The following is a 13,328-nucleotide window of genomic DNA, read 5'->3' on the forward strand; positions in this document are numbered from 1 at the left end:
TTAATAAAGCTTTAGTAACGGAATAATAAATGTCTTATTTTAATTTAGGTTGCAGTTGCATGTTAAAAAACATAAAACTCAGCATATCTGCGCTCTCCTCAAGTCTTTTGGTGGTTGGTTTACCGGCTCCATGTCCTGCACTGACATCGATGCGAATCAGGCAAGGATTTTTACCCTGTTGTGCTTTTTGCAATGCCGCCCCAAATTTAAAGGAATGTGCGGGCACTACGCGATCATCGTGATCGGCAGTGATCACCAAAGTTGCAGGATAATCTGCTGGTTTCAAATTGTGCAGCGGGGAATATTTCGACAGGTATTCAAAGCCATCCTCAGATTCTGAGGTTCCGTAATCCGTAGCCCAGGCCCACCCAATAGTAAATTTATGGTAGCGGAGCATATCCAGTACGCCCACTCCCGGAAAAGCAACTTTGCACAAATCCGGGCGCTGAGTCATACAAGCTCCTACTAATAAACCTCCGTTGGACCTTCCTTCGATGGCCAGCATGGCTCTTTTCGTATAATTTTGATCGACGAGAAAATCAGCTGCAGCCATAAAATCGTCAAACACATTTTGCTTTTTTTCTTTGGTACCGGCATTGTGCCAGTTTGCACCGAATTCTCCCCCACCCCTGATGTTTGCCACGGCAAAGATTCCGTCGTTTTCCAATAAAATCAGTCTGGATACCGAGAAACTTGGGAGTATTGAAATATCAAATCCACCGTAACCGTAAAGTATGGTTGGGTGTTGTCCAGATGAAGCGGGATCGAATTTCAATTCCTTCCTATGGGTTAGAAACATGGAAACTGAAGTACTGTCCTTGCTTTTGTACCACACCTGACTGGTTGTAAAAAGATCCGGATTGTAATCTTTGATTTCCGGAGCAAAGAACAGTTCCGATTTAAATGTATTCAAATCAAGCCGGTAGACCGTATTGGGCCTTACAAAAGAAGTGAACGCATAAAAACTCTCTTCGTCATTTTGATCGCCCGTAAATCCACCAACTGTTCCCAATTCGGGAAGGTTTAGCTCGTGGAGCATTTCTCCGCCTGGATTAAATATTTTAACTGCGTGGTAAGCATTGTGAATAAAAGTGACAATGAGTTTTCCGCCAATGAAGCGAACTGATGCAATCCGGTCGGCTCCTTCTGTTATGACATCTTTCCAGGATGAAGGATCTGCCTGTCCAAACTTGAAACTGCAGACTTTCCAATTCGGACTTCCAGCATTGGTGTGTACAAATATTTCATCTCCCAGGTTTCCGATGATGTTGTAATCGCTGTCAAATGCTTTGACAATCCATTTAAATTCAGCTTTGCCGGAAACTAAATCCATAATAGCAAGGGCATTCCCACTCGTTGATTCTGTAGTTGACAAAATCAGAAACCGCTCATCGTCTGTCAGGCTGGCTCCTGCATTTCGCAGCGGATTCTTTTTATCGACATAGATCAGTTTGTCTTCAGATTGGCTTGTCCCGATTTTATGAAAATAAACCGAATGGAATTCATTTTTAGCTGAATAAATATTTTCACCTTCGGGTGTTGGATAGCAGCTGTAATAAAATCCATCTCCACGCCATTCCGCATTGCTGAATTTTACCCAACGGATGGTGTCGTTCAGAACCTCATTTTTTTCAAGGTCCAAAACAAGGATTTTATTCCAGTCGGATCCTCCGTCAGATACCTGAAACGCCATATATTTTCCATCTTTAGAGAAGGAATATCCGCTCATTGAGCTGGTTCCGTCTTTCGAAAAAAGATTGGGATCAATGATCAGTCGAGGCTCTTTACCAAGGCTGTCCGTTCCAAAAAGAACATCCTGATTCTGTAAGCCATTGTTTTTAAAAAAGTAATAATGCCCCGATTTTTTAACCGGAGTACTCACTCTGGCGTAGTTGAAAAACTGCTCCATCCGCTGCTTTAATGCTTCCCGAAAAGGAATCTTATCGAGGTATGAAAAGGTGAGTTCATTCTGGCGTTTAACCCAATCGGCCGTCTCGTCGGATCTGTCATCTTCCAGCCAACGGTATGGATCCGGTACAGAATTTCCAAAATAATTATCGGAAATTGTATCCATCCGGGTATCCGGATAAGCAGGTATAGCGGTATCGAAAGCTGCGAGTTCTTGCTGGTTATTCATAGGTCTGCATGAAATCATCATGCCAATTGAAATTAAACTAGTGATTATACTTTTATTTCGCATGAAGCTGGTTTTTTTGAAATAGGCGCCAAAATTACAGAATAGAGCCCGAATTCTTTAGTTTTGGGCCTTATTTAAGGGATCTTTAAACTTTTATCCGTTGTCCGATTTCAACATCCACCCGTGCCCAAATGGCATTTCTCAAACGATCAGAACACTACCTGGTATTTCGTGGCAATTTCCAACTAAACAAGGATTCACACCCGGTTATACTTTAATTCTCAGAGCCCTTTTTTTGAGTCTTTTTGCCCTTCCTGTCCCTTTAATTGCTCAGGACACCATCTCCCGGCTTGAATCCAGAACCCTATCGATAATTGATATAGCAGGTGCTCAGTTCAAGAGCACAACTGTTCTCATCGATTCACTTCAAAGTGCCTATCAACGCGAAAAGGATAGGGACACAAAAGTCCATTTAAACAAAGCAAAAGACCGATTGCAATCCATTCAAAGGCGTATAAACTATTCGAAAGAATTATTGGGAGAAATCAGGCAACTGCGCTGGAAAAATGAAGCTGATGCACTGGTTGTCATGAAACGTATTTCCGGACATTTAGTTTCTTTAGAAAAAGAAAAGCTACCGGATTTTGATAAACAAAAAATAATCCCGACAACGAATCAGGTAAAATCTGAAACCGAAGTGTACGACCAGCAAGTTTTTCACTTTTGCAAATTAACCCGAAGTGCAGACGGTCTTACACTGGCGAATGAATTTGAAACTTTATTTGAATTTACGGATCCCAAACTCAGTCTTTATTATAAGGATTCAGAATTTCTCGTTTGCAAAGCAAGATTTATTAAAACGAATAAAGATTATTTTCTGGAAATAAATTTTACCTTCAACAGTCCGCAAGCTGATAAAATGATGGGCCAGATTGATGCTGAATCTCCATGCAGGATTGATTTTATAAATGGCACATATATCTATCTGCAAACCTTATCGCATACAGATGCCAATAAAAATGTGGAAGACGGAAAAACATTTTACCTGATCCGTTACAAATTAGATCAGGAAGAAATGAATGCGCTTTCAAAATTCGAAATGGATACGCTGACTTTTGTATGGACAAGCGGAGCGGATAAATACGAGATCGTCGATCTGGATGTACTTAAGAATATGTTTGCATGTCTGAAAACAAAGAGTTGACCAAATTGGGCCTGCATTTACCAACCGACCCGAGGTGGGTGGATCTCGCATCGATGTCCCTGGAAGATATTTTAACGGATCACGCATACTGCGAACAGAAAGCAGCAAGTTCCTGCATTTCTTTGATACAACAGTATCCTGACAAAGCTGAATTGGTCGAACAGGTTGCGCCTGTGGTCACCGAAGAATGGGGACATTTCCGCCTCGTGATTCAGGAATTGCGCAAGCGAAATTTAAAACTGGGATTTCAGCGAAAAGATGAATACGTGAATGCCTTATTAAAATTCCAGCAAAAAGGCGGCAACCGCGAACAAAGGCTCACCGAACAGTTGTTAACCTGTGCATTGATCGAAGCCCGGAGTTGCGAGCGATTCAGATTGCTTTCGCTCCATCTCGAAGAACAGGGCTTGAAGGAATTTTATCACCATTTTATGGTATCGGAAGCGGGACATTATAAAATGTTTTTACAACTCGCAGAATTCTATCAGGATAAGTACAGTGTCCGCAAACGTTGGCAGGAATATCTCGACAAAGAGGCGGAGATCATGAAATCATTAGCATTAAGGGGAGATCGGATGCATTGAGGTGAAAGACCAAAGGCTTAAGGCTTAAGGCTTAAAGCTATAGCTTAAGGCTAAAGAATTATAAGGCATTAATTTGACATTTGAATTGAGCGAGAACAATAATCTTTGAAAATGAAATGCCAATTCGAAATTTAACAATTGGATTTCCCATTTACAATCCATTTATCTATGCGTATTAACTATCTATGCGTTAGATAATTTTTTTCAACTCACTTCGCCTGTACATCCTGACTCAATTCGATCAGTTTATTCATAATGGCTACACAGGATTCTATGACCGGTGAGATGATCTGGCGTTGTTCTTCGGGAGATTTGGATATGGTTTGACCGTATTGTTCAGGAGTAAACGCCAAGGTTATTTTTTCGGTCGCGCATTTGCAATAATCCTGGACGATGTCGGGATACTTTTCCGCAGTGCGTTTTCCGTTTTCGAGGCATTGCTGGATGAGCAGGGATTTCATTTCCTCGTCCCAGTACTGTAAATTTTCTCCGGTAAAGGATTTTGAGGATGTTTGTGGAGTCGCTGTAGTTTTTGCAGGTTCCGGTTTCTCTTTACCCATACTGAGATAAACGCCGGCTACACACAACAAAACAGAAAATCCCAAACCAATGTACCGGTCTACTTTTTTTGCGGCTTCAGGTCGATCATCTGCAACTTGTTTTTTATGAATCCATCCCAGTGTTCTTGCGAGCACATAAATTCCCAAAAGCACCAGCAGATATCCCAGGTATGAAAACATGGTCGAAGTATTTAAATGTGAATTTTAACTATTGAACAATCCGTCGTAGTGACCTTCCTTTCCTGAGCCTTTATCCAGAGTCTGTCTCTCGGGTTGTTTGGATTGCAGCAGATTTTCATTTTTACCCCCCATCAAAAGCAGTTTGCTCTTTTCTTCGTACTCCTGAAGCATTTTTAATCCTTCCTCTTCAAATACTCCGTTTTGTAAATCTACCGAACTCATAAAATTTTCGGAGAGTTCCATAAAACGCTCCATCTCCCCTACTTTATATGCCACATCGTCTGCAATGTGTTCCAAAGCCTGATCAAACATGATGCGTTGGTCTGCATTGCCACTGATCACATTCATCGCTGATTTCATCGCACTGTGAGAAGCGCGAATGGCTTTGCGCTCCTGCTCTTTCAGTTTCACCTGATCTTTGGTGTCTTCGAGCAGAATTTCGGAATTCTGATACATCTTGGTCAAAACTCTGCTCAGGATGTCCATCTTGGACAGCAGATGCTGGTATTTTTCATTGGTATCCTGCAACCTGGCGGCCTTACGCGTAGCTAAAACCATCTGGGCTTCCTGATCCTGGCTGCGTGCCACCTGCGCCATGCGAAGTTGTTGTTCGATCTCCCGGCTGTTTTCCGTAACGTTAGTCTGGAGTTTTCTGATCTGCCCCTTGAGCACGCCAATTTGTTCGCTCATTTTCGACAAATTCTTTTCCAGATCATCTATATAATTTTTAAGGATACCTATGGGATCGATGGTGACAAAAATGCCGGTGACCCATCTCATGATACTTTTGTACATGTAACCGATGAGTGTCCTCATTTTAGGATCGAGGACCATATAGATGATCGCTCCTAAAACAATCAGCATTCCGCTCAAATAGATAAGATTGGAAGTAAGACTGATGAGGTAGGGAAGATTTTTATATAGCAAATACCCTCCTCCCAGCAATAAACCACCCAAAACAAGGGTACCAGTAACGCCTTCCGGTTTACTCCAGAAACCTTTAGGTTTATCGAAATTAGGACCTGAATTTAGTGTTGCCATGATCTCAGTTTAGATTTAAAAAAAATGAAACTATTCCCCCAACATGAAGCAGAGGCTCAAAATTAACATGACTTAAGCCATTTGGATAGAATTCGCGTCAAATTGTCGTATTTAATCGACTACAGGAAGTCAACGTCCGGCAAATACGGGTATCGCATCAAAAACTGGATGGCTTTTTCGATAGAGAGATCCTCAAATACCACACTGTAGATCATGTTGATGATGGGAACGCGCAAATGATAGTGCTTGGCCAGCTGGTTGGCGATCCGGACGGTTCGCACCCCCTCAACCACTTCGTCGAGTGTTCCGATGATATCCCTGAGTTTTTCGCCTTTGCCCAGCCTGAATCCAAAATTGAAGTTTCGGCTGCTCGGACTGGTTGCAGTTGCAATGAGATCTCCAATACCTGCTGTTCCTAAAAAGGACTTGGATGAAGATCCAATACACCTCCCGAGTTCGATCATTTCACGAAGCCCACGCGTGATGAGCATGGCCTCCAGGTTTTTTCCCATGCCCTTTCCGGCAAGCATACCCGAGCCCAGGGCAATAATATTTTTAAGTGCTCCGGCCATCTCGGCTCCCAACAGGTCGTAAGAACCGAACACGAAAAACATGCGACTGGATAAGACTTCGGATCCTGCTTTAATGACTTCGTCGTATTCGCTGGCAATCACTGAAGCTGCGGGTTGGCTGGCCATGATCTCCCGGTATAAATTGGGGCCTGCCAGACAACCCACTCTCAACACAGAAGTTTCCTGCCGTATAACCTCGCTCATGGTGTGAATATTTTTGCGCGAAATGTTCACTTTGGTCAATTCGGCAAGCTTGATCCCTGCAATGTCGAGTCCTTTGGTAGCATGGATCAGCACATGAGCCGGACTCAAATAGGGGGACATCGCAGCACAGGTTTCCCGGAAATTTTCAGAAGGCACCACTGGAAAAATCAAAGAACAACTGGAGCAAATCTCTTCCAGTGAGCGCGTGGCCCGTATCCTTGAATCCAATTTATAGCCCAGGTTCTCGTGCAACTCGTTGATCCTGGTGACCACTTCCTGTTGTCGCGAAAAAAGCAACACGTCTACATTATGTGCCAGCAAACTGGCCACAGTAGTACCAAAACTACCTGCTCCTACGACTCCAACTGTTTGCTTTTCTTTCAACACTGAACTTAAATGGGATGGCAAAGGTAGGGATGTGGGGGCAAAGATTGGAGATGAAAGATTGGCTTAAAGCGTAAAGCAGAAAGCAAGGAGAATGCAGCATAATTGATGGTGAATGGGTGATGAGGTAACTGTTATACTCAGATCATAATGCAATCTGAATTAAAATCCGCGTTATCTGCGTTATCTGCAGGACATTCATTGCATTTAGATTCCTGCAGATTACGACAATCGCGCAGATCTATTCATTTTTTCAAAGGCACCTCTGAAATAACAATTTTGAATTGAACAATTAAAGTAATTCTGGAAAATTTCTTCTCGATGTAGCAGAATAATTCGATAAGATGGTTACATAAATATAACAGAATCAGAATATATTAGTAAAAGATGTGAGCTAAAATTTGGTATTTCTAGTACTTGCATTCGCTATAAAGTCGAAATTTCTATATGTCCAATCTTCGAAAAATCTCTTCCATTTTTTTCCCGCACTTGCCCGACTGATATTTTGTTTTAAAATAATGGAAAACTTATTCGGTCAGGCGGGGATTACGCAGATTTTCGCAGATCTTTTCATTTAGTTTATAATCGAAACTTCGAAGAGTCGAAAAGTCGAAAAGTCGAAAAACCTCTGCCATTTATTTCCCGCAGATTCCGCAGATTTACGCAGATCTTTATATTTAATTTATAATCAAAAAGTCAAAAAGTCAAAAAGTCAAAAAGTCGAAACCTCGGGACGAAAACCTCCCCAATTTATTTCCCGCAGATTCCGCAGATTTACGCAGATCTTTTCATTTAGGTTTTTATCAAAAAGACTAAACGTCATCCCGATAAAATGATATAGCTTTTTTACAAAATAAATAATCGCGAACATTTTATCGGGAGGTCAAAAGGCCAACTTCTGAAATTGAGCTTCCAGAAATATTTCAAAATCCTTCAATGCTTTGGGAGCATGATGATTGTCGGTTACCTTTTTGTACAAACCAAATTCTTTAACGATGATGATGGTATTGGGAAGATCCGGTATGTACAATTCGGGTTCTACAGGATACACCGGTGCCAAATCAAAAAACTTACATGATGCCATCTGACTTTTTACTTCATTCCACCAGGCATCCGTAGCGAGTGCATAATAGTTGCCGGTTTTATCGACATGTTGAAGACCTTCGTATTTTACGATTCCATTTTCGAATACTGTGTATTGGTAGGTCGGACAAAAGCCAAAACAGGCCGACCGCTGGTAATACAACAAGGTATCTACTCCGGTCAGGAGCGTATCGGAAGCGGTAAAGCTTGTTTTAAAGATCGGCAATTCAGGAGCTGGAGTTGTTGGGTTTCCGTTGGGATTATTGGTTTCCGTTGACTTGCGCGTACAAGCCGATGTTAAAATCAAACTAACGATTGTAAGTATTCCAAAATGAAAACCTGAATATTTCATTTCTTTATGTTTTTAGCTTTCTCCTGCTGGATCTTCTGTTGTTCTTTCATCATTTGTTCGAGCCGTTCGCGGAATCCTCCGGATTTTTTGGGTTTGGTTTTATTGAGTTCCAGTTCGGCCCGTATTTTATTCTGGTCGAATAAATAATATTTGCCCAGCAAGGTCTGCGCAATGTTGAGGATGTTGCTGAAAAACATATAACAGGTAAGCCCCGCTGCTGTTTTATTAAACATAAACCAAAAGATGACTGGCATCAGGTATTGCATATATTTCATGGCAGGATTGGCGGAGAAGTCCATGGATTTTGAAGAATAATAGCTGAAGATCAAAGTGGAAACCATCCAAAGAAATGCAAAGAGGGACATGGTATCTCCAAACAATGGAAGCGTAAAAGGAAGTTTCAAAAATTCATCGTAAGACGTAAGATCGCCAGCCCATAAAAACGATTCCTGCCTGAATTCGATGGTCGCCGGAAAAAACCGGTAGAGGGCAATCCAGATGGGCATTTGAAGCAACAAAGGAAAACAACCTCCCAGTGGATTTACACCAAATTCATTGTACATTTTCATGGTTTCCATCTGTTGCTTCTGCATATCGTCCTTATTCTTGGCTTTCAGCTTTTCAATTTCCGGTTTCAAAGCCTGCATTTTGGCCTGAGAATGCAACATCTTATATCCTAAAGGAAATACAAGCAACTTGACAATAAACGTCATCAGCAGAATGATGACTCCTTTGGCACCCACCAGGTCTTCTAACCATACGAACAAAGGCCTTACTGCATGTCGGTTGACTGTCCCAAAAATGCTCCATCCATAGGGAATGATGTATTGAATGTCCTGTTCAAATGCCGCTAATTTCTTATAGTCATTTGGCCCTAAATACCACTTCATTTCATAAGGTTTACCGGAGAGCTCGGCTCCGGATATTTCTGCTGTTGAAATGAGTTTCTTCAAATCGGAATCCGTTTCCGCCATGAGTATGGTTTCGTTGCTGGATTTTTCAAAGCCATTGGGCGAGATCAGCGTAGAATTGAAAAACTGATGTGAATGGGAAATCCATTGGACCCTTTTTTCGGGCAGTTCAATTTTATCGTCTGACCTGCAGGAACAATAATCGGGATCTTCCTCTTTTTCCTTGAAATAAACCGTGCTGTTATAACGCTCGTACTCCCAGTTTTTTTCAATTTTATCGAGGTAGTTCTCCCAATGCAATTTTATGGGCTGAGAGGCATGAAGTCCCGTGGAGGAAATGGAATAATTTAAAGTATAATCCTCAGGATCCAGTTTGTACTGTTGGATAAATTTAGCTCCTCCATCGAGCAAAGCCGTAAATGTCACCGTTTGGTCGTCGGCTTGCTGTATATCGAAATACAATTGTTGCGTCTGATATTCTTTACCCTGAATTGAGAAACGATATTCGAAAATATTTTTCTGGTCTTCCAGCAACTTAACTTCTTCGACAACGGCCTGGCCCTCCTGAGTTCCGTAAGATTTGAACTTTCCTTTGATCAGGGCTTCAGTCATGCGACCACCCTTGTTTGAAAAAGTCAACTTGAGTTTAGGATTCTGAAGTGTAATCAATTTTTCTTCAGTCGGGACCACCACAGGAGATGAGGTATCCGTTATTGAATTTTGAATAGTATCAATTGATTTTAACGGTGCCTCGGCAGGAGCTGCATTCTGCAATTGTGCAATGGAATCCTGGACATGCATTCGCCTTTTTTGTTCTTCCATTTCGGGTTGAAAAAAATACTCGTTCCAAACAAAAAGTACAGCAATGATGAGCACTATTCCTATGATCTGATTCCGGTCCATAAATGATTGAAATTGGCCTAAGGCCGGCAAAGGTACAATAAAGGCAGGATTCTGCCGGAAAGCCTGGATAAAGGGTGTATTAATAAAAAACTATCCCTTGCACGTTCAAGTGGATAGTTTCTAAGACAGTAGTAGGTAATGTATAATTATTTCAAAAGACAAGCATTTCGATAAATGCTTCAAAACCCGGGTTCTTGAAGCTAACCTTACCTATCACTACCTGTTGAAAGTAAATGATAGCTTTGGTTAAAAATATTATGTCAAACAATTCCCTTTATATAACCGGTCTACGTATATATAGACCCCAATGATTCCTGAATTGCTGCCCGAAAAAATAATTTTTTTATAATTTTATTTTTTTAATATATAAAAAATTGGATATCTTCATTTTAGTTTAATTCAATCCTATTCAATGACTCGCCGGTTCTTTTTGAGATTTCGATAAATTATTTGATCATATTATAAAATATTAAATGTATAAATTATTTATTATTAATTGTAAATAATATGTTATCAATTTAAAATGCCAGTTTTTAAGCTGGTTTTCGACTTAATTTTGCAAACTCATTTCAAATCATCTATGCATTCCATTAGAAACATTGCCATCATTGCCCACGTCGATCACGGAAAAACAACCCTGGTCGATAAAATCTTACACCAGACTAAACAGTTCCGGGAGCACCAGGAAACCGGAGAGCTCATCTTGGACAACAACGAGCTCGAGCGCGAAAGAGGTATCACCATTTTGGCGAAAAATGTTTCTGTCAATTACAAAGGAGTCAAGATCAACATCATCGATACCCCGGGCCACGCCGATTTCGGTGGAGAGGTCGAACGCGTGCTCAATATGGCTGATGGAGTTCTTTTGCTTGTTGATGCTTTCGAAGGTCCCATGCCGCAAACGCGCTTTGTTTTGCACAAAGCCCTGAGCATGGGTAAAAAACCCATTGTAGTCATCAATAAAGTGGACAAACCCAATTGCCGCCCTGATGATGTCCACGATGCCGTATTTGAACTGTTTTTTAACCTGGAAGCCACCGAAGAACAGCTTAATTTTCCAACGGTGTACGGCTCTTCAAAACAAGGCTGGATGAGTAAACACTGGAACGAACCTTCTACCGATATCACGTATTTGCTCGATGCCATCATTGAACAGATCCCTGCGCCGGAAATTCCGGAAGGAAACCTCCAGATGATGATCAGCAGCCTGGATTATTCCTCTTATATCGGCAGAATTGCCATCGGGAGAATTCTAAGACAAGGAATACGCATCAATCAGCCGGTGACTCTGGTCAAACGCGATGGTTCACAGGTAAAATCCCGGGTCAAGGAACTTTTTACGTTTGAAGGCCTCGGTAAAGTAAAAGTCGAGAGCGTAGCGGCAGGCGATATTTGTGCAGTTTTTGGTTTGGAAAACTTCGATATCGGCGACACCATTGCCGACTTCGAATCACCGGAAGGTCTCACACCCATTCAGGTAGACGAACCTACCATCAGTATGTTATTTACGATCAACAATTCTCCTTTTTTCGGAAAGGAAGGAAAATATGTGACTTCAAGGCATATCCGCGAACGGCTCGAGAAAGAGCTCGAAAAAAATCTTGCACTTCGGCTTGAAGATACTGAATCGCCCGATTCTATTTTAGTATATGGCAGGGGTATCCTCCATCTTTCAGTCCTGATCGAAACCATGCGTAGAGAAGGTTATGAGCTTCAGGTGGGACAACCGCGAGTTATTATAAAAGAAATTGATGGCCAAAAGTGCGAGCCGGTTGAAATCATGACCATCGACGTTCCCGAAGCGTATTCCGGTAAAGTCATCGAACAAGTCAGCATGCGTAAAGGCGAAATGACGGTCATGGAAACCCGCGGCGATCTTATCCATATAGAATTTGAAATTCCGGCAAGAGGTCTCATCGGACTTCGAAATGTATTGCTCACTGCTTCTGCAGGTGAAGCCATCATTGCTCATCGATTCAAAGAATTTCAAGCCTGGAAAGGCAACATTCCCTCGAGAACAAATGGGGTGCTGATTTCAAAACTGGCCGGACCAGCTACTGCCTATTCTATCGGCTACCTTCAGGACCGCGGACAATTCTTTATCGAACCTGGTGAAAATATCTACATCGGTCAGATCATCGGAGAACAAATAAGACCCGGAGATCTGGTCGTCAATGTCATTGAAGGAAAAAAACTGACGAATATGCGTGCTTCCGGATCGGACGGCACCATCCAGATCATACCCAAAATTCAATTCAGTCTGGAAGAAGCTCTGGAATACATTCAGGAAGATGAATACGTTGAGGTGACTCCAAAATCTATCCGCCTTCGCAAGATCATTCTCGATGAAAACGAGCGTAAAAAAGCTCAAAAGCGCGTGGAGATGGCGGAAGCGTAGTTGATGGAGAATGGAGAATGCAAAATGGTTAATGCATAATGATTCTGCCTTACGCCTAAAGCCTTCAGCCTTACTCCTTCAGCCTTACGCCTTAAGCCTTACACCTAACGCCTTTAGCCTAAAAAGCTGGCGCTTATTGAATGACCAATGCAGGACCGCCAGCAATCAAAGAACTCGCCTGATTTTTGTTTAATTTTTTCATAACTGTGTTTTTTTGTTTAAAAAATAATTGACGATACAAATGTCAGGTAAGTTCAGTTTCCACACACCCACATAAAAGTAGATAAATTCAGACAGGATGTTCTAAACCAGTCGTAGATAATGAATGATAAATCGACCTTTCGAAATATCGCAATTTCGAAAGGTCGAAAATCTGTATGCTATCACTTTACCGAGAATACAACAGTACTGATCACCTCTTCTTCTCCAGCATCATGGCCCCAAACCTTTGCGGTAAGCTTGTAGGTTTTACCTGTCTGAAACCCGTTCTGCGCACCCATCAGGATCACATCTTCATATACGTACTTGCCTGAAGTTTCATGAACATGTGCATCTTGAGGTTTGTCATAAACCACCGTACCGTTTGATTCATCGGCGATTTTCACGTTTACGTGGTGAACGGTATTGTTGGTGTGACTTTCAAATTCTACTTCGATAAGCAGTGAGTCACCGATTTGAAAACTGGCATTGGCATGCGGGTGATGAATATGCGCATGGTAATCAAAGGTAGAATCATGATCATCATCACTACAAGAGTTCAAAAAAAGTACTGTTGAAAAAATCGTTATAAGACCTAATAAATATTTCATCTGATT

General features: G+C 41.7%; 10 protein-coding genes. 3 read left to right on the top strand and 7 right to left on the bottom strand.

The genetic code is table 11. The features are described from left to right. Positions 1-34: 34 nt before the first annotated feature. Positions 35-2,200: a S9 family peptidase gene (locus IPM34_10240; protein ID MBK8955920.1), complete on the bottom strand. Its 2,166-nt coding sequence runs from the start codon at positions 2,198-2,200 to the stop codon at positions 35-37. A 97-nt stretch (positions 2,201-2,297) separates the two neighbouring features. Here IPM34_10240 and IPM34_10245 point away from each other — a divergent pair, with 97 nt between their 5' ends. Together IPM34_10245 and IPM34_10250 are read left to right on the top strand one after the other, a co-directional pair. Next, positions 2,298-3,341 (top strand): hypothetical protein, encoded by a 1,044-nt coding sequence (locus IPM34_10245; GenBank protein MBK8955921.1) that lies wholly within the window; start codon positions 2,298-2,300, stop codon positions 3,339-3,341. Further along, positions 3,320-3,925, top strand: a complete 606-nt coding sequence (locus IPM34_10250) for a tRNA-(ms[2]io[6]A)-hydroxylase (protein MBK8955922.1) — start codon at positions 3,320-3,322, stop codon at positions 3,923-3,925. Before IPM34_10245 ends, IPM34_10250 begins: the two co-directional genes overlap by 22 nt. Before the next feature lie 209 nt (positions 3,926-4,134). Here IPM34_10250 and IPM34_10255 read toward each other — a convergent pair whose 3' ends face one another. From IPM34_10255 to yidC, 5 genes are all read right to left on the bottom strand, one after another. Next, entirely contained in the window at positions 4,135-4,665 is a 531-nt protein-coding gene (locus tag IPM34_10255; protein MBK8955923.1) for a hypothetical protein, read from the bottom strand. Positions 4,666-4,689: 24 nt separating this feature from the next. Beyond that, the gene (locus IPM34_10260) at positions 4,690-5,706 is read right to left on the bottom strand and encodes a hypothetical protein (GenBank protein MBK8955924.1); all 1,017 of its coding nucleotides are present in this window, start codon (positions 5,704-5,706) and stop codon (positions 4,690-4,692) included. Positions 5,707-5,825: 119 nt separating this feature from the next. After that, a complete protein-coding gene (locus IPM34_10265; protein ID MBK8955925.1) occupies positions 5,826-6,869 on the bottom strand; it encodes an NAD(P)-dependent glycerol-3-phosphate dehydrogenase in 1,044 nt (347 codons plus the stop codon). Positions 6,870-7,749: 880 nt separating this feature from the next. Further along, complete coding sequence (locus IPM34_10270) at positions 7,750-8,301, bottom strand: hypothetical protein (GenBank protein MBK8955926.1); 552 nt, start codon at positions 8,299-8,301, stop codon at positions 7,750-7,752. Further along, positions 8,298-10,115 carry a membrane protein insertase YidC gene (gene yidC, locus IPM34_10275; protein ID MBK8955927.1) on the bottom strand — a complete coding sequence of 606 codons (1,818 nt, stop codon included), beginning with the start codon at positions 10,113-10,115 and terminating at the stop codon, positions 8,298-8,300. Before yidC ends, IPM34_10270 begins: the two co-directional genes overlap by 4 nt. 580 nt (positions 10,116-10,695) lie before the next feature. Between yidC and typA the strand changes: the two genes are divergently transcribed. Continuing rightward, entirely contained in the window at positions 10,696-12,513 is a 1,818-nt protein-coding gene (gene typA, locus IPM34_10280) for a translational GTPase TypA (GenBank protein MBK8955928.1), read from the top strand. Positions 12,514-12,896: 383 nt separating this feature from the next. Here typA and IPM34_10285 read toward each other — a convergent pair whose 3' ends face one another. Next, entirely contained in the window at positions 12,897-13,322 is a 426-nt protein-coding gene (locus IPM34_10285; GenBank protein MBK8955929.1) for a hypothetical protein, read from the bottom strand. Positions 13,323-13,328 lie beyond the last annotated feature (6 nt).

This window comes from Saprospiraceae bacterium (assembly GCA_016716185.1).
In the GTDB taxonomy this organism is placed as follows: Bacteria; Bacteroidota; Bacteroidia; order Chitinophagales; family Saprospiraceae; genus Vicinibacter.

Bases quoted from the DNA above. Each gene is read 5' to 3' on its own strand.
- IPM34_10255 (MBK8955923.1), bottom strand. From the start codon at position 4,665: ATGTTTTCATACCTGGGATATCTGCTGGTGCTTTTGGGAATTTATGTG.
- IPM34_10285 (MBK8955929.1), bottom strand. From the start codon at position 13,322: ATGAAATATTTATTAGGTCTTATAACGATTTTTTCAACAGTACTTTTT.
- IPM34_10250 (MBK8955922.1), top strand. From the start codon at position 3,320: ATGTCTGAAAACAAAGAGTTGACCAAATTGGGCCTGCATTTACCAACC.
- IPM34_10270 (MBK8955926.1), bottom strand. From the start codon at position 8,301: ATGAAATATTCAGGTTTTCATTTTGGAATACTTACAATCGTTAGTTTG.
- typA (MBK8955928.1), top strand. From the start codon at position 10,696: ATGCATTCCATTAGAAACATTGCCATCATTGCCCACGTCGATCACGGA.
- yidC (MBK8955927.1), bottom strand. From the start codon at position 10,115: ATGGACCGGAATCAGATCATAGGAATAGTGCTCATCATTGCTGTACTT.
- IPM34_10260 (MBK8955924.1), bottom strand. From the start codon at position 5,706: ATGGCAACACTAAATTCAGGTCCTAATTTCGATAAACCTAAAGGTTTC.
- IPM34_10240 (MBK8955920.1), bottom strand. From the start codon at position 2,200: ATGCGAAATAAAAGTATAATCACTAGTTTAATTTCAATTGGCATGATG.